Below are 23825 nucleotides of genomic sequence, written 5' to 3' on the forward strand. Positions count from 1 at the left end.
CGATTAGAAGTTTTCCAGTTTCGCTTCGTTGATCTCCACATTCCCCGCCGTGACCGTAATGCAGGTGATAAAATTCTGTAAACGGCTCGTGAGCGCCTTGTCGAGGTCGTCGGTGCCGTCGTCGAACATCTCTACGAATTCAATGCAGACGGCATCTTTAAATGCCAGCGTTTTGAAAGAGCCGTTTTCGCCGAATTGCTCCACCGCGAGGTCGTATTTCTGCGAAGGCTTGTTGGCCCATTCAATCATAAAATCGTCGAGGACCATTTCGAGCTCCATGTACAAATGCGCCCATTGGATGGGCGAGGTGATCGACATGGCATCGTCCACCGTTTGGTGCAGCTCGAATTCCATGAACATCACGCTGTATTCGTGATCGCCGTCGATTTTTAGCGTGCTGCTGTAGGGCATCGTTCGGTGTTGAGTTTATGAGTTTATAAGCTTAGGGTCTGTGAGTAACAAGAGTATGAATGCTTGACTCATGGACTCACAATCACTGTTGCGCATATTCCGCCGCCCAGGCCGCCGCGTCCAGATCGTCGCCTTTCTGGCCGGTGAGGGCGATCATGAAGTTTTTGGCCGGGAAATAGGGTACCATATGGATGTCGAGGTAGACTTTGTCCTTCTGGTTTTTGTCCTGCTCGAATCGCATGACGCTGAACTTCTCGATGAGCTTGCCGGGGCCGGTGACGCTGTCGAGGAACTTGATGATCTGCTTTTTCAGGTCGTTTTTTGTGTTATAATCGAAGTTTTCGAATGCGCGGCGGTTCAGGAAGTCGATCAGCACTTTGGTGATGTAGTCGAATACCCGCACGACGGAGTAGGTTTGCAAACCCACATTATCGCCATTGAAAAGCGTTTTTGCGGAGAATGCCATTACCTTGCTGTACTCGTTCACCATCGGGATGAGCCCCATTTTTTCCAGGTCGGCGATCTCCGATTTTTTGAGCGGAAACCGTACGCCGTCCACTTCGCTGAGCGTTCCGTGCTTTTTACCGGCTGCTACCTGCGACATGAGCGTTTTGTACACATTACCGGCCAATGCGGTGGATGGCGGGATGAAAAGGTCGTCTTCCTCGCCCAGGTCGTCGTGTTTCGCGCGGCCTACCAGCCAGTTGCAGGTCATCATCACATTCGACAAATGCGCTGCGCCGCCCGTCAGGTTTGCAGATTCGAAAAGCTCCATTACGTCCTCGGGCGCGTCCAGGTGCATGAAGTCCGTGACGAGCATAACCTTGTTTTTATGCGCCATTTTCGCCCATTTATCCACTACTTTCCCCGAACCCAGGTAGCCCGGTACATTCAGGATCGAATAGTTTTCGCGCAGATCGAGGCGGTCGTATTTGGAGGCGAGCTCCTCGCCGACGGAATCGATGAATGTCGTCACGTCGAGGTCTTGCAGCTGGTCGGGAGCCGCATTCAGGAATGTGATGTTCTTGACCTTATCCTGTTCCGTGTTTTTGAAAAACATCGCTACCGAGCGGTAGGATTGTTCGAGCGGCCGGATTTGCTCCACCGCTTTTCCGAGGTTTTCTTTCAGTAATTCAAATGCCGAGTCGGCCTGCTTCTGACCTGCCTCGATCATTTCTGGTACCGATTCCGCGCTACTCAGCAGCTCCGACCACAGTTCAAGCCGTTTTTTGAGCTGCTGGCGTTCCTTCTTCTTGTCGGCTTCGGTGAGGAAGATTTTTTTCCGGGCCTTCTTTTCCGGGTTGATGTTTGCCGCGCCTTCGATGATCGTCTCAACAAGGTCGTAGCTGCCATATTTGGCCAGCTGCGGCAGGCCGGTTTCCAGCGGAACGGCAACGCGTTCGCGGAGGGGTGCGGCGGAATCTGGGGATGTTTTTGTATCGTTTGCCATGCTCATGACTGAATGATTGAATGAGTGAATGATTGAATATGCTAGCCGGCTTCTTCCAGCTCGTTGATCAGCGTCTGGAACACGCCCAGTAACGCGGCTTTGGCTTCGGGTTTTTCGAGGGCGGCTTTCAGGATTTTGTTCACTTTGAGATGCCTTACTACCTGCTGGTAGGCTTCGTTGCGTGCGTCGAGGTCTTGAAGGAATGCGCTTTGTGCGATGATCCCTTTTTTACCAAAATCGCCCAGGTTTTTGAACCGCAGGTTTTCATTGATAAAACTGCCGTCGGAAGTGATGAACTCCACCTCGGCCTCGGGCTGGTAATGCGCGAATACTTCCTCGGTCGTTTTCAGGTCGTACACCATCTCCGGGCGCGGGGCCGGGTCTCCGGTGAGCTGCGTGGCGAAAAGGGTCCGGTTTTGGGGAATATCCGCAATCCCTTCACTGGATTGGTCAATCTTGCGTTCGTTACCGCCTATTCCGTAGTTGAACATAGTTGTATGGGATTAGAGTAAATACTGTTGTTACTAGCCGATCAGTACCGTGGGGCAGCCGGCTACAATGCTGCCGCCATGCGCCGTGGTGTCGCCCATGCGTGCCGCCGGTTTTCCGCCGATGAGCACGGTGGCGGAGCCCATGACAATGCTGTCGGGAGGGCCCGTACACACGCACATATCACCGGTACAGGCGGCCGGCTGCCCGCCTATGAGCACAGTGGGGGTGCCTGGGGGCAGCACGGGCCCGCCCACATGAGGTACGGGAGGCGTGCCCGGGGTTACCATCGGGCAAACATGCATATCGCCTATTCTAGCAGCTGGTTGTGGCATAAGTTCAAGATTTATAGGTTTCGGCGGTCAGCAGTCAGCGCTCAGCGGTCGGCTGTCGGCTGTCAGCGGTCAACGGTCAATCTGCCGGATGTTGCCAATCTGTTGGACGCCCCTGCATTACTGCGACAGCTGCCTGGCCCGCTTGAAATCGAACAGCGATGTGAGCGAAACGCCCAGCCCTACCGCCGCTGCGCCTACCGAGACGTAGATGCCCGGTTTGGCGTAGCTCGTCAGTCCTTCGGGATTGTCGATCCGGTTTTTGTAATCCTTGTAATCCTTGTTGAGCATGCTGTACGTCACCGCGCCGAATGCGAGAGCGGCCACGCCTGCACCGAGCTTGATCGCGCCCCATTTGCGGGCATTGGCCGCCGCGGCGGCATTGGGTTTGTTGAGTTCCTTGAAAACCCTTTCGCCTTCTTTCGCATCGGCCGGTGTGGCAACCGGCTTGCGGTCGGAGGCCTGGCTTACGACGGGCTCTTTCTTGCGTTGCAGGGAGTCGTAGGTAGCCGATGGCCTGGGCGTAACCGGTACCGATTTGGCATTTTCTGTCGAATTGAATGCGACGCGGGTCAGGAATACGATCCAGTCGTTCCCGGATTTGTCGGCGCGGAGCTCAGCCACGCGGGCAATGGGCTGGTAGGGCGTGTTGTCCTTATTGCTTTTCCCTTTGAAATGCTGGGTATAGAAAACCTTTACAAAAGGATATTTATCCACTTTCACGTCCGACACCACGAGGCTGGTAAATTCGATGGTATTGGTTTCGGATTTGACGTAAAACAGGTCAAAGTTGCTCAGGTACTTTTCAATGGGCGTGTCGAGGCCTGGCGCGCTTGCCTTGTGTTTTGGGTCGATGTCGTCTTCTACGATCACACCGTCGTTGATAAAAATCTGGTCGTTACTGGGCATATAGCTGTTCATCATCAGGTATCGACGCTCGTAGTTGCTTAGGTCCTCATTGGTGATCGCATTGAGCAGATCGTTCAGGCCTTTCACTTTTTCCCGCGCCAGCACGCGTATCTCGTCGGCGTCCTTGCGCGAGAGCGCTTGTGCATTGGCCTGGAAAGTGGCACCCAGCATGCCCGCGAGCAGCAGGGCCGCACGCCATTTGAAACCGGTAAAATTTTTCATCCGCGTATTCATTTTTCAATTGCTTTTTGAGTCTAAATCAATGATCTGCACCTCCACGCGCCGGTTCAGGCGACGGTTTTCCTCGCTGTCGTTCGGGCGCACAGGGTACTTGCTCCCTACGCCCGCCGCCGCGATCACGCCCTCGGGCACGCCTCTGCCGATGAGGTACCGCGATATCACCCGCACCCGGTATTCCGACAGCGTCACATTGAGGCTCGGGTTGCCTACATTATCGGTATGGCCCGTGATGCGGAGGCCCTTGTCTTTGTTTTCGAGAATGTACGCGGCCACTGAGTCGAGGTAAGTCCTCGACTGCACAGGCAGCTTGTAATCGCTTCTCGGGAAATAGAGGGTTTTGCCGGAGGCCACGGCGCCTTTGAGCGCGTCCGCATTCCTGACGATCGCAACAGGCTGCGGGGCAATGGGTTGTCCTTTGATATTGATCGTTTGTTGCCGGCTAAGTTTGATGATGTAAGTCCGCGGCTCTTCGTCCGTCTTGTCCAGGATAAGATTGCCGTTGTAGGCCTGGTAACCGACGGACTTGACTTCAACTGCTACAATGTCTTTCTCCGTGAAAACGATTTCGGCACGGGGCCGGTCGGTCGTCAATGCAAAGCAGTCCTTTTTTTGTTTTTGGGTATAATAAAGGCAGATATCCGCTCCTAAACGCTGGTCGGACAATGCGTCGCGTACCTCGATGCGACGGACAATGGAGACTGCTTTCAGCGAATCTTTCAATTCAAAATGCTTTTGTTCCGACTGTGCATACGGTTCGTCGCTGGTTTGTTTGCCGAGGGGCATCATGGCTAATGAGATGGAAAACGTGCCTTCGGGCCTGCCGTTGATATTCACCGGGATATGCTGGGTCTGAAACTGCGGGCATTCGATGATGAGCTCGGTCAGCTGGCAGGGCATTTCCACTTTAAATACCCCGAGGCTGTCGGACTTGCCCAGGCGGAGCTTTCCCTGGTCGGTTTTGGCCGACAGGCTGGCCACCAGCGGATTGGCGCCCGAAAGATCGGTGACTTTGCCCGCCAGGTAGCCGCATTGTGCACATAGCCGCGGCGCGGCAGCCAGCAACAGAAACAGGAGAATGTATACCCTGGTTTTCATTGTCCCTCATTGGTTTCGACCCCTATATTTCCCAATAAAACCTCCCAGTTAACCGTATCCTTGCCTTCGATGGTTTTCTGATACGATTCCAGTTTCACGCGGATATTCTTGCGGGTAATATCCCCGTAGGCAACCTTTCCATTGGCCGAATAGCCTTCAAAAACCTGCTGACCGGCGATAATGCCATAATAGTTGCCGTCGGCCTCCTGTTTCAGTTCACTCACGTATTTCACCTCGTTCCAGGTGATGTTGATCTTCGCGTATGGCAGCAATTTGAGGCGGTTCAGGTATTCTTTTACCGGGTATTTCTTCACGCCTTTTCCCGAACTGACTGCCACCGTGGCCTGCGGCTCGAACAGGCTCAGCGCCTGCTGTACCGCCTTGTTTTTTTCTTCCGATTTCTGCGTTTTATCGCCGATAATGCGGAGGTAGGAGGTAAATTCATCCACGCGGCGAATGCCTTTCGCACTGTATTCCTTGTATTCGGCGTCGGTCAGCACGGGTTTGACGGGTTCTTTCGGCGGCGGCGGAACGTCCTTTTTCGCAACAGGCTGACTTTGCGGTTTTTCCTGTTCCTTCCGCACGATTTCCCGCTCTTTTTTTTCTATTTCCTTATGTGCCAGTGCCAGGAGCGGGGCCACATCCACTACGTCGCGGAGGATCTCGTGGCGGCCGTCGCGGTAAATGACCGTCGCTACTTCTTCTTTGTTGATCGACGCCGCGTTGCCTTCGCTGGTGAGGTAGTTGATCACGTCGTCGCTTTCGTAGGAAATGTTGCCGGCAATCACCGTCAGCGGGACGCTTTTGACGATAATGTCCTGGGTCACGTTCCGTGGCGGCGCTTTATAAAATGCCTCGATCTGCGATTGGGCCTTGTTCGGGCTTTCGTTCAGCTCGGAAATAACCATGAACTGTCCCGCCGACCCGAATACCACGAGGAAGCGTTTCCGGTGATAAACCCGCGCAATACCGTCGGACGCGATCCATTCGAGCTTGCTGTCCATGGCGCGGCTGAGTTTGGCCTGCACGGGATTGCCGTTATCGAGCCAGATCCGGTCCTGGGCGAGCGCCTGCACGGCGAGTAGCGTCATCCAAAATGTAAAGAGTCTTTTCATCACACATTAATTATCGTACGTGACCAGGCTGATCGTCAGCTCGTTTGCGGCGGCGGCTTCGATCCGCCATTTTCCAATTCGTCCTTCGCCCGTTTTAAATGCGATCACCGTATTCGCCGTCTGCGCATTGACGAGGTAGCCGATATTCGCCGTGCTCAGGTCGGTCATGAGCGCCAAATCGAGGTAGGCAAGTTTACCGTAGTCGATCACGCCGAGGTTTTTCATCTGCAGCTTACCCGTCGGCGCGATGCTGAGCGTGGTTCCCCGGCCGGTGATCGTAAACAAGTCCATCGTCACATCGGCCTTCGGGTCGCTGGCGGCTACCACATTACCGGCGTCCAGGTCGTAGCCCGAGCCGCCGCTACCCGTGATTTTCACGGAGGTACGCGTAACGGAAATGGCGGGCGAAACGGTCGTTTTTACTTCCACGGTTTCGCTGTAAGCCATTCCGCCGCCCTCGTTCCGGGCGTACAGGGCCACGAAATAGCGGGTATCGGCGGCCAGGCTGCCGATCTTTTGATTTTGAATGGAAATGGGCGTTTGCGCGGGAGTCTCGCCGAGCTTGATCACCTTGTCCTTCTGGACATCCAGCGCGGGCGCGGTGCCATATACCAGTCCGTACTCGCGGATGTTCCCGCTCTTCTTTTCCTGCCGGTCGTTTTTACTATCGGGGTTGCTGATCGTCCCGCTCACGGTGATCTCGTTTCGCTTGATATCGATCACTTCCAGCTTCGAAAATGCCGGGGGAAGCGGGTCCACGGCCGTGAACATTCCGCAACCCTGCACCAGCATTGCCGGAAGGATCAGTCCATATATGAACAACCGCTTTTTCATGTTTTCGATCAATTAAATAACTTACGGGTATCTATATACGATTACTGCTTGTCGTAGGTCAGAATGGTCACCTGCATATCGCCTCCATTGGCCGCCCCGGGCTTCCTGTCCTCGCCGTGCGCGTCGACAATCATCTTGCCATACCGGCCCTGGTTGGTAATGAATGCGACCACGGTGCCGTTTTCGAGCTGGTTGGCTTTGGTATCGGTGTAGCTGCCGTTGATGAAATTGGTGCTGAGGTTAGCACTCGTGAGATCGGCATATTTGACCTGATCGAAATTCACTTTGCCCAAAACCGCGAACCGGGCGCCGTTTTTGGGGTAAATGCCGGGCTTATCATTGTAAGGATACCACCACATATCGTCGGCGCCGTTTTGCGAAACCAGCTCGCCCGCATCGAGGTCGTAAGGATTGGAGTACGACATGGTAAATGATTTTTTCGGGGTAAACACGGCAGGCTCGCCGAGGGTGAATGCCGTGGTAGCGTCACTGTAAATGATCCCGCCCAAGGTGGTCGCGAATGCGCGTGCGAAATAGGTGATACCGGGCGCTAGTCCGCTTACATTCACTGTAAAGCTACCTTTTGCCGCTTTGCCGGTGGCCGTCGCCTTGCTGTCTTTGGTCGTCGGCTCCTTGTTGGTAGAAGAGTAGCAGACGCCGAATGACGAGATTTCCGCATTACCCAGCGAGAGAATATTCACCACCACATCCGCTGACGCCTTGGAAGTAGTCGTAACCTTGCCGACGGAGAGTTCCGCGAAAACGTAATCATCGGTTTTGAACGTCGCCACGGGCCCGTAACCTACGCCGCCGCCTTCGTTGCGGGCATATGTGCGGATGTAGTAAGTGGTAAGCACAGTCAGCGGGCTGATTTCCCTTTCAAATTCAAATGGGGTCGGCGGGTTGTCTTCACCCACTTTCAGCACTGTTCCGGCTTCCAGCGTCGGCTGGTTTTGGGTGGCCCAAACGAATCCATATTCGAGGATTTTACCGCTTTTTTTCTCCTGACGGTCGTTTTTGGGATCGAGGTTGTCGATTTTCCCCCGCACGACCGCACCGGACGTCCATACCTGCACGACACTCACTTCCGACACGGCGGGCGTCAGCGGATCCACCGCCGTGAACATGCCGCAGGAGGTCAGTAGCAAGCTTGTTGCTGCGATGAGCAGGAAAGTGATTGACTTTTGCATAGCTGTGGCGCATGGAAGCGCATTAGGTCTTTTCAAAATGTTCAGGAAGCCGGTGTCGTAGCCGGGCGCCAGTCGTTATCCCAATATTCGATCAACTGAGGGCTCGCCACCCTTGCGCGGAACGAGACGGTGGTGTCGTAATGCGTTTGCGGTACCAGGTGGTTACGCAGGCGCGTGATCCAGGGGCGTGCGTGACGCGGCGTCAGCAACCCGCCCATGCCCATCTGGTTTTCGCGTTCGGATAATGTCACACCGTAATGACTGTCGGAGTTTCCGGTACCGTTGACGTGTTCGAGCCCGAGCGTATGGCCGAATTCATGATTGACGGTCGTTTGCAGGAAGGAAACGCTGTGCGTTTCCGAGCCGATGCGGGTCTGCCGGTCGTTCCAATGCGATTCCAGGTCGAGGTGGGTGAATAAGCCGGTACGGCCCGGCTCATCTACGTAAGACCGGAAATTGGTTTCCTGCGGGTGAATAATCCGGAACGTCTGGTGGGCCTGCGCCGCACTATCGACGAGCTGGATCGATAATCCGCATTGAATGGTGGCGGCATTGCGCGCTTCATCACGGCGCGGCGGGTACCAGGGTTTGTTGGGATCGAGGATAAATTTGTCGCTCCAATGCCTTTGTACCACCGACACGAAATCGCGCTTGTAATCCTCCCATTCGGTGTTCGCCCAGCGATCGAGGTTGAACCGGCCGTAGGTATCGTGCAGAATGCCATTGCCTGTCGCATAGGTTTCCCCCATGAAGAACCTCGTATTCGGTTCCACACGCACGAGATGTACTTTGAATTGCAGGATCATGCCGAACGTCGTGTCGTCGATTGGAATCAGGCACGAATCCCAGCGCCGTGCATTACGGAATAGATGAATGTGCATCATGTTTCAAATTGTAGGCAATGGCCGGGACCGGTGCCTGGATGGATAACTGGGTTGCGGATATAGGTAAAATAGGTGCTATTCGAGTATTCCTTCCGCCTGGTGGACATGCCAGGCGATGTTGCCGTCGCCGTCTGTGCTGATGTCTATTACCGAGCCTTTCCCCGCTTCGCCCGAGATGATCATCCGGCTTACGGGCCGCCGCAGCAGATTGCGGATCACGCCTTTCAATGGCCGCACGCCGTATCTGGGCGTAAATCCCTGCATGGCAATGCTTTTGCGTGCTTCGGACGAGAGGTTTAAGGTAATGCCTTGTTTTTCAAGCAAATCGGTCAGGCTGCGCAAATGGATATTGAATATTTTGACGACATTTTCCTCGGAGATCGGCGCAAACGGGACGATTTCCGTCAGGCGCGCCAGAAACTCGGGCCGGAAATATTTGGCCATGATTTCCATCAGGTCCGCCGATTGCGGTATACCGCCTTTGTTAAATTCCTGTATAATGTGCTCCTGGCCAATGTTGGAGGTAAAAAGGATGACCGCGTTGGAGAAATCACCCTCCTTGCCGAGCCGGTCGTGGAGCTTGCCTTCGTCGAGGATTTGCAGGAAAAGGTCGAAAACCGAGGGATGCGCTTTTTCTATTTCATCAAAAAGAACGACGGAATACGGCTTCTGGCGGATTTTATTCACGAGCAACCCGCCTTCCTCATAGCCTACATATCCCGGAGGGGCGCCGTATAGCAATGCCGCCGAATGCTCTTCCTTGAACTCTGACATGTCGAAGCGGATCAGGAACGATTCGTCATTGAACAGAAAATCGGCCAATGCTTTCGCGATTTCGGTTTTACCCGTACCCGTCGGCCCGAGCAAAAAGAACGATCCGATGGGCTGCCCGGCTTTGATCAGCCCCGAGCGGGATTCGAGGATAGCTTCGCTCAATGCTTTCACCGCCTGGTCCTGGCCTACCACCCGTTTTTTCAATACCTCGTCGATGCCCAGCAGTTTGTCGCGCTCCGAACTTTGCAGCTTACCCAGCGGGATGCCGGTTTTATGGGAGATAATGGCGGCTATATCGTTTTTGCCGATACTATCCGAGCGGTGCGCGGCGAGTTCACGCAGCGAGGTTAGTTTGGTATTCAATTGATTGTGAATGCCTTCTGGTGTTTCAAAATCAACTTCCTCGCCTGCATCCAGCTGGCCGGTCAGCAATGGGCTGAGGCGGTTGGAGAGTTGGCGGGCAAACCATTTGAGTTCATGAAGCCGCTCGCCCTCGTCGATGGCCATTAATGCGTCCAGATCGTTTTGTAATGCAGCCAGCTCATTTTCGGAAACTTCGTCCATGAGTTTCATGGCGGCCATCGTTCTATCCAGTAAATCGAGCGCGACGTCGGGCAGGCGGCGGTCTTTGATGTACCGCTTGGCGAGCTTTACGGCTTCGCCGGTGGTTCCTTCGGATACCTTCATGCCGTGGTGCGCTTCGTAGACAGGCAGCATATGCTCGATCATGCGCGTGGCCGTGGCTTCGTCGGGCTCTTCCACGCGCAGCACTTCGAACCTGCGCGAAAATGCTTCGTCTTTTTCAATGTATTTGCGGTATTCTTCCGGCGTCGTCGCGCCGATCAATGTTAGTTCACCGCGCGCGAGTTCGGGTTTCAGCAATTGCGCCACGCCTGCGCCCACAGAACCTTTCGGGTCTAGCAGTACGTGGATCTCGTCGATGAACAGGATGGCCTTATCAAATGCTTTCAGCTCATTCAAAATCCCTTTGAGCCGTTCCTCGATCTCGCCTTTGTAGGAAGCCCCCGCTACCAATGCGCCGGTGTCGAGTTCCAATAAACGGGCATTTTGAAGGATTTGGGGCACTTTCTTCTCTGCAATCAGTTTGGAAAAACCTTCTACCAGTGCGGATTTTCCTACGCCTGGCTCGCCGGTCAGAATCACATTGGGTTTGCTTCTCCGGCCGAGTATTTCCGCCATTTGTCTCACCTCCCGGTCACGACCGATGATCGTGTCGGTTTTGCCTTCTTCGGCGCGACGGGTTTTGTCGGTCGTATATTTTTCTAAAAAGCCAGCGCCCTGGGCGGCCGGTTTCGCGGTTTTGGGCTGGGTATTCGTGGTTTCGGTGTCGTTGGGAGCAGGCTGCCCATGCATTGCAAGTACTTCTTTCTGATTAATGGGAAGGGATTTCAGCTGGTCGGCCGAAAATCCCACCCCCGGTTTGAGTAAAGCGGCTAATGCGCAAAGCGGGTCGGTGTCCGTATTAAGTTGTAATGCAATAAGGTCCGCGAGTTCCAGTACCGCCGAGGCTTCCCTATCGGCCTGGGGTGCTTCCGGTACCCGGACCGCCTTAGGGCATTCTTCGAGACGAACCTCGGACCAGTCGCGCAGGTAAGGCAGGTCTTTGCCGGCCATAACGAGCTCGGAGGCGAGTCCCACGTCGTTATGCAGCAAGCCCGTGAGCAGGTGGGCCGGGCCAAACCGCTCCTGCCGGTATTCGCGCGCAAGCGACTGTGCGACCGTGATCGCGTATCTGAGTGCTTCGGTTTGCATAGGAACAGGTTATTTGGGTTTTGGGAACGCTTCTCAGGGTTGATTTTTCTGCAATGCCAGCAATCGCTCGGTCGCTTTGGCCTTCATTTCCTTGCTGGCGGTCGACACTTGCAGGCCGTCGAAAATCTGCTTGGCCTGGTCGTAATATATCTTCCGATCATTTTTCCGAAGGTTGCCCTGGGTTAGCAGCTGGTAATAGCCTTCGGCTTCGGAGTAGCGCAGCCATTCACGGTAGGTAACAGCCGTCCCGTTTTTGGCGGAGAGGCATTCGTCGAGCTGCTTTTGAATGGCCGCAATGTCGCTACCACCCGATTTTGAGCTCCGGCAATTGTCAAGGTCGCGCTGCAAAGATGCCAGTTTGGCTTGCAACTCCTTGTCTGGCCCGCCGCCCGCGCCCCCGCCGCCGCCACCCCCGCCACCGGCGGCAGCGGTTAGTAACTGGCGTTCCATACCTTTGATTTCCAGGTCTTTCATATTGATCTGGTTCCGCAGGTCATTCACCATTTGCATATCAATGCCCTTGCTATCGAGCGTCCGGCGCAGCTCGCCGATCGTCTGGCGGTAGGTTACCAATGCCTCTGTCAGTTTGGCGATGCCGGTCGAGAGCCGTTTGTTCTGCTCGTGGGCCGCGGAGACTGCCAGGTTGTTGAAATGGCTCATAATACCGTTCACGCGGCTTTCGATATCGACCAGTTGCGTGCGTGCCGTGGCTTTGGCCATTTCGTCGGTGGCGCTGCTATACAGGCCGTCGAGCTGGATGAGGCGCCGGGAAATCTGGCTCAGCGTATCGGTATCGACCAGCATCGGGTCCTGTTCCTCCACAATCTGGCGGTAGCGTTTCGTTTCGGACGCTTCCACGGAACCGGGTACGCGCATGAGCAGGTACACGGCCGCTACCGGGAATGTAAGGGAGAGCATATACATACCCACAAACTTCCCGATCGCTGTCTTTCGCTGATTTTTGTTCTGTGGCTCCATAGGATATTAAAGAGGACTCCACCTCGATTTCGTTTTTTCAGGCTGCACGGGCGGCTCGTGGACGGGGCTTTCGATGATGAAAACCTGCTGGCCTTTTCGTTTGCCGATAAATTCAAGCTGGCTCAGTTTCAGGAACAGGGCCGTCCACATGCTGTAAAATCCGTCGATAATGCGCAGGCAGGGTAGTAGGTCGTTGTGGTTGTAAGGTGCCTGTATTACCGCAATAAGTTGTTTTTCAATGCTCCCGGGAGAGTCGTCGGCCCATTCGCCGAGGTATCCCAGCAATTCCTCCTTTTCCCGGTCGGTGAGGCATTCAAGCGATGTCCGGATCGCCTGGGCCGTCTGGATCATGGCGGTTACCATTTGAACGGGTGGTTCGAAAGGTATAATGCGCTGAAAGCTGATGCCGACCATCGTCATTGTGCCGACGAGCCGCTCCACCATGAGCTGAACGCTGTCCGAAAGCGTGCTTTTCTGGCTTTTTGTTTTGATTTTTTGCAAAATCCTGAACGAATACATTTCGATATCATTCAAATAGCCCATCCACCGGCTGTGCCATTCTCGCAGGTTTTTGTGGCTGCGCACCGCCCGGCTTGCGGGTATGAAATCGTGTATGACGCGTAATTCCGAATTATTGTAGGTTAATTTTCCAATGATCACGGCCGGTCCACCCCATTGCTCTACATTAATAATCTCCGCAGGCACCAGGCTCACGCGGTAAAGCGGTGCCGTGTAGGGATGCCTAAGCGGTATTTCCGACTCCGACGGTGTGCCGGCGGGCTGCCGTTCGAATAACCCGACGCTGACAACCATATAAATATCGATGCTTTGCGTCATTGGGAGTCGGTATTGTTCGAGAATGCCGGCGAGCGAAGTATCTAGTTTCAGGCCATCGGTTTCTTGCACATCCAGCAGGCTGCCGTCCGGGGCGATGGCCTGGCAACGGGCCACATTCACGCGGATCTGATGGCCGGCATCTCCCAAAACCTGCACATCCAATGCGTCTGCCCCGTCCTGGGGAAGCAGCAGGCCGTAGTTCAGCGAGGTAAGCGCGGCGGCCCCGGCTCGTCGGACCTGATCGGTGTGGTAATGATCGGTTTCGATGAAATGTTGCCGCGAGATTTTCATCCCGTCCACCCAGTTGACGGCCATGCGACGGATATCTGCCATACCAATTTGCAATTACAAGTGCTACATTTTCATGGCTGCCTTTACCAGCCCTATCACCGAGCGAACACCGAATTTTCGGAACAGACTTCTCCGGTAGCCTTCCACTGTGGAAATGCTGACTTCCAGCCTTTCGGCGATCTCCTTGGAGCTCATTTCGTCCATGATCAGGTCCAGGATTTCCTTTTCGCGCTTTGTCAGTTCCATAATTAAAATACTTAGACAAAGTTGTCGCGGCGCGGGCGCTATTTCAATCGGCGGATACCCTGAATTTTCCGGATTTTTACCCTGATTTTTCTAATGGTTTTGGAAGGTTTTCCTAAGGGTTTTCCACGACGAAAACCGGCAAAAAACTACACTACGCCCATACGGACGGCTATTTTGGTAAGACCCACCGAGTTTCGGACACCCAGTTTCTGAAAGAGGTTACGGCGATGTGTTTCGACCGTCTTATCACTAATGCAAAGCTCGCTGGCGATCTTGTTGGTAGAGTATTCGCTCGCCACGAGCCGGAGAACTTCCACTTCTCTTTTGCTCAGGAAATCGCGGGTCGAGGGAATGGGTTCCTGGATAAATTTATCCATGGACGACTCGGCGAGTTTGAGCATCACTTCCTGGCCGTAATAGACTTTTCCCTCCGAAACTGCCCGAATAGCACGTTCCCACTCGTCGAGTTCGGCTTCGAATACAATGTAGCCGCTCACGCCGGAGCGAACCACCTCACGGACCGAATCGGCCGAGGGGCTGGGGGCTAGCAGGAGAAATTTTAGTTTGGGGTAGAGTTTTCTGATCTTTAAAATCTGGTCCGCCGTCTTCTCGGCATGATGCGCGAATACTACTACAATATCGATGTCTTTCAGGTACGGTAACTGTGTAATCTGATCCAAATTGCTGCACTTACCGACCAGCTCAATGTAAGACCTCCTCCTCAGCCATTCCGCAACTGCTTCGCATTCCAGGGGGTGGGGATGGACGAGGCACGCGTGTGTAATAGAATGTTCCATACTTTTCGGGGTTGAGTACTAGAATTTACACGTCAAAATTAATCCTAACCGGCAGGTCCGGCAATACGGGAAAGTACAGGAAAAACCGGGTAAGATTACCCGGTTTCGTAAAGGGTTGAAAATTAGGCTTTTTTGACTAAATACCTAACTAATTGTTTGCATTAGCGTCATTATAAGGGATTCCCCTACGGGTATTCACTGACTGTTTGGTATATACGTTGAAGCATTTCTCAGGTTACTCCTTGATACGCCCGTACTTACGCATGATTTCAAGCACTTTGTCTTTGGGCAGCTCTTCTACGCGATGCCCCTGGGTGCCTTCCGATGTTTTGGCCATAAAAAGCGAGTTGATAATGGCCTCTTCCGTGGCTTCGATGGCGGCCATGAAGAGCGGAGAAACATAGTCATTGTGGAGAAATGCCGAGCTGAAAACGGCCTCCGATGTTTCGTGCAGTACCTTGTTGGCAGTAGAGAATGCGATTACGAAATCGCCGCTGCCATTGGAAGCGATACCGCCCGTTTGCGCCATGCCGAGCATGACACGTTTGGCCAACCGTTCCAGGTTGCGGGCGTCGAGCGGCGCGTCCGTGGCGATCACCATCATGCAGGAGCCGTCCGACGATTTGTCGAGCGCTTCCTTGAAGGCATATTTGCCCAGCTCCTGGCCCACAGGCACACCATTGACCTTTAATATGCCGCCGAAATTCGTTTGCACCAGCACACCCACCGTGAAGTTGCCGAGCTTTTCGGGCAGCTTCCGTGATGCCGTACCGATACCGCCTTTCCATCCGAAACAAACGGTGCCGGTTCCCGCACCCACGTTACCTTCGGCCACCGGCCCGTTTTCTGCCTGTGCCAATGCATTCAGTACGTGGTCTTTACGGACGTGGCGTCCGCGTATGTCGTTCAGCAAGCCGTCGTTAGTTTCGCCGATGACCGGGTTCACAGACCTTATATTCTCATTGCCTTTCATACTCAGCGTCCAGTCGATGACCGCTTCGGCTGCGGTGGGTACGCTCAATGTGTTGGTCAAAACAATGGGCGATTCGATAGTACCGAGCTCCTCTACTTGTGCATAGCCCGTCATTTTACCAAAACCATTACCGATGTACATCGCCGCCTGGACTTTCTGCTGGAAGATGTTGCCATCGTGCGGGAGAATGGCCGTCACGCCCGTGCGCACGTCGGCGCCTTCGCTGATCGTCACCTGGCCTACCTTGACGCCCGCCACATCGGTGATGGCATTCAATGCACCGGCAGGCATTACGCCGATTTTAATGCCGAGGTCTCGGGGACGTTTCTGGGCGGTGAGGGTGAGCGGCAACAGGAGCAGGAGTGTCAGGAGGTTCTTCATAGGTCGAGTGATTCAGGTTGAAATATAACAAAAAATCCACTGGGAACCGGGGTCCGCCAGTGGATACATTCGCTGTTGAAGTGTAATCTTAATCGTTGTCGGGACGGGCCTTTTCGGGGTCGATCACCGTTTCTTTGCGGCTTACGGCCGAGGTACTGAAAAATCCGAGGGCCTTCGGGCCGCCTGGATTACTGTTGACGACATTCGACCGCACATTGGCGATCGGCGTGGCAAATAAGCCGCCGTTGGCCGCCTGCTCGCTTACCTGTTTCAGGAATTCGAATGCTTCATAGGTAATGCTGTGCAATTCCACGCCTACTTCCGCCCCGGCCGAGTACAATGAATCGGTGGTGATGGATTCGCGCAATGGAAGGATGAATATCAGTCCGTCGGAAGGAGCTCCGGCACCGAATGCGGCGTCATAAGCAATGGAAATGTTTACGGCCTTGTCCACCACAGCCTTGCCGCGGATCACGGGTTTGATCCAGTACGTATCGCCGACGCCTTCGGGGTCGCGGGCGTAGAATGAGGCTACGAATCCTTCGCGAGGGCCCTTATCCGGCTCGAAAGGCCATTTTTCATGCCGGTATACCACCGAATCAACGGTCGGAACGCGTTTCAGTTCGGATTGGGCCGTGAATGTATCGGCACCGTTCACGACTTTGAGCGAATACGTGCGCCCTACATGCCCGAGCGTGTCGGCATTGGTTTTGCCCCAGGTGTATCTGCCGTCGCCATCGGCGTCCTCGAATTTGTACACTTTGCCCTTGTCGTCGGTCACGGTTACCGTCGCACCGGTTACCGGTTTGGGGGCGCTGTTATCGAAGTACGCTGCCGACCAGGTGAGTGTAATGGCCTGCTCGCCGGGTTGGTTGGTCAGCCAGCCGTCTACCACGAGTTGGGAAGGTGCATTGGCCGTATCGAGGTCGATCACATCCTCGCAGCTTGTAAGCGTAGCGAGCGCAAGGGCGAACAATGCGGGGTATTTGATATATTTTAATGTTTTCATCATTGCTGTTTTCAGGCGTGATTTCCGTTGGTTGACGTCAGAATTTGAAATTGTAGGTAATGGAAGGAATGAAATTCCCGATCACCGAATAGCGCACCGCTTCTGTTTTGAGCGGATTATCCTCATTCACCCGCGTGTACACCGAGAACGGGTTGCGGCGGTTATACACATTATATACCGAGAACACCCATTCGCCTTCGCCCACTTTGAACAGCTTCCGCTTCGATTTCAAAGTCGCGGCCAAATCCAGGCGGTGGTAAGCCGGAATGCGGCTGTTGTTGCGCAGGCCATTGTAATTATTGCCGATCACAAAGCCGCCGGAAGTGTAGCGGTTGGTCGGGAAAGTGGCCGGGGTGCCGCTCTGGATCGTGAAGTTCGACGACAGCGACAGGCGCTTTGTCAGCTCGTAAATCGCGACGGCCGTAATGTTATGCGGCTTGTCGAAGCGCGCCGGGAACCAGTCGTCATTGTTGATCGATTCTACCAGACGCTCCGTTCTGGACAATGTGTAGCTCAGCCAGCCGGTAAGCCTTCCTTTGTTTTTCTTCAGATAAAACTCCGCTCCATAAGCGCGGCCTTTGCCGAATAGCAGGTCGCCGACAAAGTACTCGTTCAGCAGCAGGTCGGAGGCCGGCACGTAGTCGATCTGGTTGTACATTTTTTTGTAATACAATTCCACCGAAGCCTCATAGGTATTGTCCTGGAAGTTCTGGAACCAGCCTAATGCCACCTGATCGGCTTTTTCGGGCTTGATATGGATGCCGCTCAATGTCCACACGTCGAGCGGGGAGCTGGCTGCCGTGTTGGAAAGCAAATGCAGGTATTGCGAGGTGCGGTTATAGCTGGCCTTGATGGACGCATTGCTCGTGATGCCGATATTCAATGCGGCGCGCGGTTCCAGGTTCCCGTAGCTCTTGATCACATCGCCGCGTTTGTACTCGGTCCCCGGAAAAACGGGGTCCTTACGCTTGCCCTTCTCGGTACCTGCGTATTCGTATTCGGTGGCCGGGCCGAGGCTGCGGAAATAAGAGTAACGTACGCCGTATTGCAGTGAAATGCGGTCGCCGAATTTCAGTTCGTTGCCTACATATAATGCGGATTCATCGGCATAACGCGGTTCGAGGCTGATATCCTGCATGTCGCCTTCCGAAACGAAGGTCGCTTTGCCGGGGCGTGTATCATAGTAAATGTACTGGCCGCCGAACGTCAGCTGGTTGTTAGGGGTGATGTAATAGGTAAAATCAGGTTTGATGCTCGTGCTGATGATCTTCGATTTCCAGTCGAACTTATCCTTGGCATCGGGCTTGTTCTGGTTCTGGCCGAGGTTATAGTCGTAATTGCTGTAATAGCCGGTCAGGTTCATGAACAGCTTGTTGGAAAAAATGTGGTTCCAGCGCGCTGTGGCCGTAGCATTACCCCAGCCGAAGCCGAAATCGCCGCCGCCGAACACATCTTTTCCGAAATAACCCGATGCGTAGAAGGTATCCTTGTTACCCAATTGATAATTCACCTTCGCCGTCAGATCATAGAAATAGAATTTCGAATCCTTCAAATCCGAGTTCAGGAAAGGTTTGGCCAGAATATCAATGTACGAACGACGTCCTGCCACGATGAACGACCCTTTTCCCTTAGCAAACGGCTGCTCATAGGTCAAACGGGAGAATATCGAACCGATACCGCCGTTGATCTCCCGTTTTTTGGCATTACCTTCTTTCATACGTACGTCGAGAATAGAAGAAATCCGACCGCCGTATTGTGAAGGAATACCGCCTTTGATCAGCTTCACATCTTTCACGGCATCCGGATTGAAGACCGAGAAGAAGCCGAACAGGTGGGACGAGTTGTAAACCGGCGCTTCATCGAGGAGTACCAGGTTTTGCGAAACATCGCCCCCGCGCACGTTGAAGCCCGACGCGCCCTCACCGACGGTCGTTACGCCGGGAAGCAGCTGAATGCTGCGGATCAGGTCCACCTCGCCGAGCAATGCGGGCATTTTGCGGATGGTTTTCATTTCCACCTTGTTCACCGACATTTCGATGCTGCGCACATTCTCGTCCTCTTTCTGCGTCGAAATCGTTACCTCGGAAAGTTGGTTGCTTTCGTCGGACATTTCAATGCTGACGGTCTTGTCGCCGTCGAGCACCACTTCGCGGGTCACTTTCTGGTAACCGATGTAGGTAAACACGAGCGTGTACTTGCCATCGGGAAGGGTGAGCGAGTAGAAACCGTAGGGGTTGGTCACGACGCCGGTTTCGGCTTCACGCACGTAGACCGACACGCCGATGAGGCCTTCCCCATTCGAGTTGTCTTTCACGTACCCGCTCACCGAATGCCGGTTTTGTGCAAGGGCCGGCAGGCTGATCAAGGCTAATAGAAGGCATTTGAGTATGCTGTTTTTCATGGACTGGATTGGTTACTTCAAATTGGTTTATGTTGGTGTGGACGAAAAGCCATGCAATGTATCAGACGTACAAATTGAATTTTTCCTTTTCTCCGAGACAACTTAGTGTGGATATACCCCCTGCACATTTGAAAAAAATATTTCAGCAATGGTTACAAAGGCGGACAAAGCACGTGTTAATCAGCCTAAAATGACAGCAAAAAATGATGAACTGGTAAAAAACCTGAATAAATGGCGGGAAGGGTCAAGTGAAACCGCAAATGGGGCAATAGTACTATTTTAGGATATTTTTGATACTTCGGAGGTGTCGGGGCATTGCTCCAGCAATTGGGCGGAGGTTTTCTGTAAAAGCGGGTGAATAAAATCCGGCGCGATTTCGGCGAGCGGCGCCAGTACGAAACGGCGGTCCTGGATGCGAGGGTGCGGTAATGTCAGTCGAGCGCTGTCCATGACGGTAGCACTGAAATAAAGGATGTCGATGTCGATCACCCGTGCGCCCCAGCGCTCGTAACGTACGCGCCCGAGGTCGTGCTCGATGTTGAGGATAATCCTGAGCAAATCCTCAGGCAGGAGGGAGGTAGCGATTTCGAGTACCTGGTTGAGGAATGCGGGCTGGTCGGTGATGCCCCACGGCTCGGTTTCGTAAATGGCCGATTGCGCGGTAATGCTGCCAGCCTGCTGTGCAATGGCCTCCCGCGCGGCCGCGAGTACCTGCGGGCGATCTCCGAGATTAGAGCCTAACAACAGAAAGACCTGGCCGGTTGCTGCCATCACGAAATAGGTTTGGAATACAATTCACGAAAAAAAGGACTTCCCGATGGAGGAAAGTCCTTTTCCAATAAATTCGTAAAATTCCTTTTAGAACGTAAGCGTTCCTTTGTCGTATGCTTTTTGTATAGTTGCTTCGATACCGTTCTTGTTGATGGTACGAAGAGCAGAAGCTGCTACTTTCAACGTAACCCACTCTCCTGATGAAGGAAGGAAGAAACGTTTCTTTTGCAAATTCGGATAGAATTTACGTTTTGTTTTATTGTTAGCGTGAGAAACGTTATTTCCGACGCGAGTTCTTTTACCTGTTATTTGACAAACCTTAGCCATGACTTACAATTTTTCCAAATGAGGGTGCAAAGATGCGTAATTAATTTTTTTTGAGCAAGTAACGACAAAATAAATTTTCAGAAAACTGCATTTTACCACCTCATTCTGAACCCGACACCGTGCACATTGTCGATGCGGATGTCGGGGTCGCCGGAGAGATATTTGCGTAGCCGCGAAATGAAAACATCGAGGCTTCGGCCCATAAAATAGTCGTCGTCGCCCCATATGGCCTTCAAAAGTTCGTCGCGGCGGATCACCTGTTCGGTGCGCTCGGCCATGAATTTGAGCACCTCGGCTTCGCGGAAAGTGAGGCTCTGCGATTTGCCGTCGAGGGTTAATGTCAGTTTTTGAAAATCGAATACATATTTTCCTATCTGCTTGCTGCCCGGTTTGACCACCAATATCGAATCAGCTTTGCTGCGGCGCAGAAACACGTCGATGCGCAGTTTGAGCTCTTCGATGCTGAATGGCTTGGTAATATAGTCGTCCGCGCCCAGTTTGAGGCCTTTGATCTTGTCTTCCTGCATCGAGCGCGCGGAAAGGAAGAGAATGGGCACCTGGCTGTCGGAAGCGCGGATTTTTTCGGCTAACGTGAAACCGTCCATTTTCGGCAGCATAATGTCGAGCACGCAGATGTCGAAGTGTTCCTTACCAAAGAAATCGAGCGCTTCGGCGCCGTCTGTGGCGTGCACTACTTCATAATCGTATTCTTCGAGATTGTCTTTGGTGGCAAATGCAAGATTGGGGTCGTCTTCGACGTACAGGATTCTCTTTTTCATCAAGCGTGTTTCTGCGGAATAGTGATTTTGAACGTACTGCCTTTGCCCAGGGCGCTTTCCAGGCCGAGGTGCCAGTGATGGGCACGCACGATCTGTTTGACATAACTCAGCCCGATCCCGAAGCCTTTCACATTGTGCACATCACCGTACGGAATGCGGAAAAACTGGTTGAAAACCTTCTTCTGGTACTCGGGCGCGATGCCGATGCCCTGGTCTCTGACTGCAATAACGAGGTTTTTGCCCTTATTGTATGTCTCCACGACCACATCCGGCACGTCGTCGGAGTATTTCAATGCATTATCGACGAGGTTGCTGATCAGGCAGCGCAAATGGAACGGGTCGGCGTCGATGAGGTGATCCGCCGCGTTGGCCTGAAACCTTACTTTACTTTCATAAGGTAATAGGATGCTTTCGATCATTTGCCGGGCGTCGAGCCTTTCTTTTTGCAGGGTCAATGCATTCCGTTCAGCCTTGGCCATCGAGAGCACCATTTCCACCTGGCCCTGCAAGCGAAGGATTTCGTCCTGTACAATCTGTACGTAGCGTTTATGGCGCGTGGGCTGCGTCACGATATTGTCGGAATTGAGCACATCGGCCGCAATGCGGATGGTAGAAATAGGCGTTTGCAGCTCGTGGGTCATGTTATTAACAAAATCGCGCTGCACCTCCGAAAGCTGTTTCTGCCTTAAAATCACAAACAATGCATAAGCGAAGAACGATACCGCCACGAGCACCAGCCCCGAAGACCAGATGGCCCCGCTGATGCTTCCGGCGAAATAGGTTTCCTGCTGTGGAAAGCGCACGCCGAAGTAGTAGGGGTATTTTTCGGTTTTAATCCAATTGGTGGTCTTGGTGGGCGCTTTGTCGTTGTTCTTCGTGCTCAGCGACATGCCGTACCGGATGCGGTTGGTGGTACAATCGTAAATACCTATCTCGAAATCCGCGATCAGGTTATGTTTCTGGAAACTGTCCTTGATGAAATGTTCCAGCACTTCGGGCTGGGTGGTGGCATTGGTGTTAACGAGGAAATACTCGGGCGAAAGCTGCTCCACGGGGTTCGTCGTCTGCATGACGCCGCAAACATGCGCCAGCTTTCCGGCTACGTCCTGCAAGGCCACATGTGCATTCTGATTAAACTGCCGGTGCCGAAGGTCCAGGGCCTGTTTTACCCAGTAAATCTGCGTGATAACGACGCCGATAATGAGCAGGGCCGAAAAAACCGTGAGGGATTGAATGGTACGTCTTGACATAACTTACTCGAAATGACCATTAAATATAAGGTCATTCATCCAATTAAACAGCCGTGCCAGCCGTAACATGACCGGCGGGGCGGTGTTTAACATTTCATTAACTTTTTATATCTCAATATCCGCCAGGTGGTAGCCGATCAGTCCTTCCAAGGGCGATTTTAAAATGCGGCCCGTGCGCAGGCCGTTGCTTTCTACCACTTCGCGGAGAATGTCCTGGTAATAATAGGCAATGGAGCCGGTGAAATGCACGGGATAGTCGGCCGCGTTCGCATGTTTCAGCACATATTTATTTACAAATGCCCCGAACGCATTTTTCAAAAGTACCTGCATGAATTCGTGCGCCCGGTGCGCTGCGATAAATTTGGAAAACGACGCGAAATACCGGTTAGGATAAGGCTTTTTATAGGCATGATCGAGCACCGTGAGGCGGTCCAGGCCGGGATAATCCTGGATAAAAAGCGCGTGCAGTTCCTGCGGCAGCTCGTTTTGCAGGTAATGTACGACCAATGTTTTGCCCAAATAAGACCCGCTCCCTTCGTCACCCAGCCAGAAACCCAGCGAACCGATGGAATGCGTCACGCGGCGACCGTCGAAGAACGCATTGTTCGCGCCCGTGCCTAATATGCACGCAAGCCCGGCCTCGTGCCCGCACAGCCCGCGCGCGGCCCCGAGCATGTCCGAAGCCACCTCCACGACCGACGCGGAAGGGAAGCAATGCTTCAATGCATTGGTAACCGGCATGCTGGATTTCTCGTCGGCACAGCCTGCGCCGTAGAAATGTATTTCCCGGATATCGGCTCCGATGTGGGGCAATACCTGGCTTTGCAGCACGGGGATGATCTCTTCGGTGGTCTGGTAGAATGGGTTAATGCCCGCCGACTGGACCGTTAAATAATTGCCGCTTTGCTGCGTGTCGATGCAGGCCCAGTCTGTTTTGGTGGAACCGCTGTCGGCGATGAGGATGTATCGGGAAGCCATGAAGGATGTTTCGGCGTAATGTGAAAGGGTTATTCGGGCAGTTGCAGCTTGCCGATGATATTGAAACGCTCGAAAACGCGTTCGGTATGGGGGGCGTCGCCGAGCTCTTTGGTGAGGTCCTGGCCCGCCCAGTGCTCATAATGATGGCCATTGCGCCAGAGCCGAGAAGCGCTCACGTCGTAAATCATTCCTTTATAGGCACACCAGATTTCCTCCCTGTCCTGTCCGTTCCGAAGCGCCAGTTGTGCCCTGGTATATACTTTCATTCGTTTGGTTTTAGCGCGCAATTTAGCGATAAGGGTATTCCGTTG

24 protein-coding genes are annotated in these 23825 nt (G+C 53.5%); all 24 read right to left on the minus strand.

Annotation, left to right across the window (positions count from 1 at the left end):
- Positions 1 to 3 precede the first annotated feature (3 nt).
- Complete coding sequence (tssD, locus tag H144_RS0124620; protein WP_019944775.1) at positions 4 to 411, minus strand: type VI secretion system tube protein TssD; 408 nt, start codon at positions 409 to 411, stop codon at positions 4 to 6.
- Between the two features lie 82 nt (positions 412 to 493).
- Positions 494 to 1861 (minus strand): DUF5458 family protein, encoded by a 1368-nt coding sequence (locus tag H144_RS0124625; protein ID WP_026350970.1) that lies wholly within the window; start codon positions 1859 to 1861, stop codon positions 494 to 496.
- 41 nt (positions 1862 to 1902) lie between these two features.
- The gene (locus tag H144_RS0124630) at positions 1903 to 2352 is read right to left on the minus strand and encodes a hypothetical protein (protein ID WP_019944777.1); all 450 of its coding nucleotides are present in this window, start codon (positions 2350 to 2352) and stop codon (positions 1903 to 1905) included.
- A gap of 33 nt (positions 2353 to 2385) precedes the next feature.
- Entirely contained in the window at positions 2386 to 2685 is a 300-nt protein-coding gene (locus H144_RS0124635; RefSeq protein ID WP_026350971.1) for a PAAR domain-containing contractile injection system baseplate protein, read from the minus strand.
- A 117-nt stretch (positions 2686 to 2802) separates the two neighbouring features.
- Complete coding sequence (locus H144_RS0124640) at positions 2803 to 3813, minus strand: hypothetical protein (protein WP_229207985.1); 1011 nt, start codon at positions 3811 to 3813, stop codon at positions 2803 to 2805.
- Positions 3814 to 3828: 15 nt separating this feature from the next.
- On the minus strand, positions 3829 to 4926 hold the full coding sequence (locus H144_RS0124645; protein WP_019944780.1) for an OmpA family protein: 1098 nt from the start codon (positions 4924 to 4926) through the stop codon (positions 3829 to 3831).
- Positions 4923 to 6041 carry a hypothetical protein gene (locus H144_RS0124650; protein ID WP_229207986.1) on the minus strand — a complete coding sequence of 373 codons (1119 nt, stop codon included), beginning with the start codon at positions 6039 to 6041 and terminating at the stop codon, positions 4923 to 4925. The genes H144_RS0124645 and H144_RS0124650 overlap by 4 nt, the downstream gene beginning before the upstream one ends.
- A gap of 6 nt (positions 6042 to 6047) precedes the next feature.
- Positions 6048 to 6875: a fibronectin type III domain-containing protein gene (locus H144_RS0124655; RefSeq protein WP_033403273.1), complete on the minus strand. Its 828-nt coding sequence runs from the start codon at positions 6873 to 6875 to the stop codon at positions 6048 to 6050.
- Between the two features lie 41 nt (positions 6876 to 6916).
- Positions 6917 to 8065 carry a hypothetical protein gene (locus tag H144_RS0124660; RefSeq protein WP_019944783.1) on the minus strand — a complete coding sequence of 383 codons (1149 nt, stop codon included), beginning with the start codon at positions 8063 to 8065 and terminating at the stop codon, positions 6917 to 6919.
- 41 nt (positions 8066 to 8106) lie between these two features.
- Entirely contained in the window at positions 8107 to 8949 is an 843-nt protein-coding gene (locus H144_RS0124665) for a zinc metalloprotease (protein ID WP_019944784.1), read from the minus strand.
- Positions 8950 to 9024: 75 nt separating this feature from the next.
- Positions 9025 to 11496: an ATP-dependent Clp protease ATP-binding subunit gene (locus H144_RS0124670; RefSeq protein ID WP_019944785.1), complete on the minus strand. Its 2472-nt coding sequence runs from the start codon at positions 11494 to 11496 to the stop codon at positions 9025 to 9027.
- Between the two features lie 33 nt (positions 11497 to 11529).
- Positions 11530 to 12474, minus strand: a complete 945-nt coding sequence (locus H144_RS0124675; RefSeq protein ID WP_019944786.1) for a hypothetical protein — start codon at positions 12472 to 12474, stop codon at positions 11530 to 11532.
- Between the two features lie 6 nt (positions 12475 to 12480).
- Positions 12481 to 13644 (minus strand): hypothetical protein, encoded by a 1164-nt coding sequence (locus H144_RS0124680; RefSeq protein ID WP_157505123.1) that lies wholly within the window; start codon positions 13642 to 13644, stop codon positions 12481 to 12483.
- 21 nt (positions 13645 to 13665) lie between these two features.
- Positions 13666 to 13848 carry a response regulator transcription factor gene (locus H144_RS0124685; protein WP_019944788.1) on the minus strand — a complete coding sequence of 61 codons (183 nt, stop codon included), beginning with the start codon at positions 13846 to 13848 and terminating at the stop codon, positions 13666 to 13668.
- A gap of 146 nt (positions 13849 to 13994) precedes the next feature.
- Positions 13995 to 14645, minus strand: coding sequence for a response regulator transcription factor (locus tag H144_RS0124690; protein ID WP_063826420.1), 651 nt, complete (start codon positions 14643 to 14645; stop codon positions 13995 to 13997).
- Between the two features lie 235 nt (positions 14646 to 14880).
- Entirely contained in the window at positions 14881 to 15999 is a 1119-nt protein-coding gene (locus H144_RS0124695; protein WP_019944790.1) for a DmpA family aminopeptidase, read from the minus strand.
- An 88-nt stretch (positions 16000 to 16087) separates the two neighbouring features.
- Entirely contained in the window at positions 16088 to 17011 is a 924-nt protein-coding gene (locus H144_RS0124700; RefSeq protein WP_019944791.1) for a DUF4249 domain-containing protein, read from the minus strand.
- 34 nt (positions 17012 to 17045) lie between these two features.
- Entirely contained in the window at positions 17046 to 19409 is a 2364-nt protein-coding gene (locus H144_RS0124705; RefSeq protein ID WP_019944792.1) for a TonB-dependent receptor, read from the minus strand.
- 279 nt (positions 19410 to 19688) lie between these two features.
- The gene (gene folK / locus H144_RS0124720) at positions 19689 to 20180 is read right to left on the minus strand and encodes a 2-amino-4-hydroxy-6-hydroxymethyldihydropteridine diphosphokinase (RefSeq protein WP_019944795.1); all 492 of its coding nucleotides are present in this window, start codon (positions 20178 to 20180) and stop codon (positions 19689 to 19691) included.
- Between the two features lie 87 nt (positions 20181 to 20267).
- Positions 20268 to 20507: a 50S ribosomal protein L28 gene (gene rpmB / locus H144_RS0124725; protein WP_019944796.1), complete on the minus strand. Its 240-nt coding sequence runs from the start codon at positions 20505 to 20507 to the stop codon at positions 20268 to 20270.
- Between the two features lie 92 nt (positions 20508 to 20599).
- A complete protein-coding gene (locus tag H144_RS0124730) occupies positions 20600 to 21286 on the minus strand; it encodes a response regulator transcription factor (protein WP_019944797.1) in 687 nt (228 codons plus the stop codon).
- The gene (locus H144_RS0124735; RefSeq protein ID WP_019944798.1) at positions 21286 to 22536 is read right to left on the minus strand and encodes a sensor histidine kinase; all 1251 of its coding nucleotides are present in this window, start codon (positions 22534 to 22536) and stop codon (positions 21286 to 21288) included. The genes H144_RS0124730 and H144_RS0124735 overlap by 1 nt, the downstream gene beginning before the upstream one ends.
- Before the next feature lie 105 nt (positions 22537 to 22641).
- Positions 22642 to 23514: an N-acetylglucosamine kinase-like protein gene (locus H144_RS0124740; RefSeq protein ID WP_019944799.1), complete on the minus strand. Its 873-nt coding sequence runs from the start codon at positions 23512 to 23514 to the stop codon at positions 22642 to 22644.
- A gap of 29 nt (positions 23515 to 23543) precedes the next feature.
- Positions 23544 to 23780, minus strand: coding sequence for a cytochrome b5 domain-containing protein (locus H144_RS0124745; protein WP_015813015.1), 237 nt, complete (start codon positions 23778 to 23780; stop codon positions 23544 to 23546).
- Positions 23781 to 23825: the final 45 nt, after the last annotated feature.

The organism is Dyadobacter beijingensis DSM 21582 (genome assembly GCF_000382205.1).
Lineage (GTDB): Bacteria > Bacteroidota > Bacteroidia > Cytophagales > Spirosomataceae > Dyadobacter > Dyadobacter beijingensis.

Excerpts from the sequence above, each read along its gene's own strand:
- H144_RS0124730 (WP_019944797.1), bottom strand. The coding sequence starts at position 21,286 with ATGAAAAAGAGAATCCTGTACGTCGAAGACGACCCCAATCTTGCATTT.
- H144_RS0124650 (WP_229207986.1), bottom strand. The coding sequence starts at position 6,041 with ATGAAAAGACTCTTTACATTTTGGATGACGCTACTCGCCGTGCAGGCG.
- H144_RS0124700 (WP_019944791.1), bottom strand. The coding sequence starts at position 17,011 with ATGATGAAAACATTAAAATATATCAAATACCCCGCATTGTTCGCCCTT.
- H144_RS0124625 (WP_026350970.1), bottom strand. The coding sequence starts at position 1,861 with ATGGCAAACGATACAAAAACATCCCCAGATTCCGCCGCACCCCTCCGC.
- H144_RS0124645 (WP_019944780.1), bottom strand. The coding sequence starts at position 4,926 with ATGAAAACCAGGGTATACATTCTCCTGTTTCTGTTGCTGGCTGCCGCG.
- H144_RS0124685 (WP_019944788.1), bottom strand. The coding sequence starts at position 13,848 with ATGGAACTGACAAAGCGCGAAAAGGAAATCCTGGACCTGATCATGGAC.
- H144_RS0124695 (WP_019944790.1), bottom strand. The coding sequence starts at position 15,999 with ATGAAGAACCTCCTGACACTCCTGCTCCTGTTGCCGCTCACCCTCACC.
- H144_RS0124705 (WP_019944792.1), bottom strand. The coding sequence starts at position 19,409 with ATGAAAAACAGCATACTCAAATGCCTTCTATTAGCCTTGATCAGCCTG.
- tssD (WP_019944775.1), bottom strand. The coding sequence starts at position 411 with ATGCCCTACAGCAGCACGCTAAAAATCGACGGCGATCACGAATACAGC.
- H144_RS0124665 (WP_019944784.1), bottom strand. The coding sequence starts at position 8,949 with ATGATGCACATTCATCTATTCCGTAATGCACGGCGCTGGGATTCGTGC.
- H144_RS0124745 (WP_015813015.1), bottom strand. The coding sequence starts at position 23,780 with ATGAAAGTATATACCAGGGCACAACTGGCGCTTCGGAACGGACAGGAC.
- H144_RS0124735 (WP_019944798.1), bottom strand. The coding sequence starts at position 22,536 with ATGTCAAGACGTACCATTCAATCCCTCACGGTTTTTTCGGCCCTGCTC.
- H144_RS0124660 (WP_019944783.1), bottom strand. The coding sequence starts at position 8,065 with ATGCAAAAGTCAATCACTTTCCTGCTCATCGCAGCAACAAGCTTGCTA.
- rpmB (WP_019944796.1), bottom strand. The coding sequence starts at position 20,507 with ATGGCTAAGGTTTGTCAAATAACAGGTAAAAGAACTCGCGTCGGAAAT.
- H144_RS0124670 (WP_019944785.1), bottom strand. The coding sequence starts at position 11,496 with ATGCAAACCGAAGCACTCAGATACGCGATCACGGTCGCACAGTCGCTT.
- H144_RS0124640 (WP_229207985.1), bottom strand. The coding sequence starts at position 3,813 with ATGAAAAATTTTACCGGTTTCAAATGGCGTGCGGCCCTGCTGCTCGCG.
- folK (WP_019944795.1), bottom strand. The coding sequence starts at position 20,180 with ATGGCAGCAACCGGCCAGGTCTTTCTGTTGTTAGGCTCTAATCTCGGA.
- H144_RS0124690 (WP_063826420.1), bottom strand. The coding sequence starts at position 14,645 with ATGGAACATTCTATTACACACGCGTGCCTCGTCCATCCCCACCCCCTG.
- H144_RS0124655 (WP_033403273.1), bottom strand. The coding sequence starts at position 6,875 with ATGAAAAAGCGGTTGTTCATATATGGACTGATCCTTCCGGCAATGCTG.
- H144_RS0124635 (WP_026350971.1), bottom strand. The coding sequence starts at position 2,685 with ATGCCACAACCAGCTGCTAGAATAGGCGATATGCATGTTTGCCCGATG.
- H144_RS0124740 (WP_019944799.1), bottom strand. The coding sequence starts at position 23,514 with ATGGCTTCCCGATACATCCTCATCGCCGACAGCGGTTCCACCAAAACA.
- H144_RS0124675 (WP_019944786.1), bottom strand. The coding sequence starts at position 12,474 with ATGGAGCCACAGAACAAAAATCAGCGAAAGACAGCGATCGGGAAGTTT.
- H144_RS0124680 (WP_157505123.1), bottom strand. The coding sequence starts at position 13,644 with ATGGCAGATATCCGTCGCATGGCCGTCAACTGGGTGGACGGGATGAAA.
- H144_RS0124630 (WP_019944777.1), bottom strand. The coding sequence starts at position 2,352 with ATGTTCAACTACGGAATAGGCGGTAACGAACGCAAGATTGACCAATCC.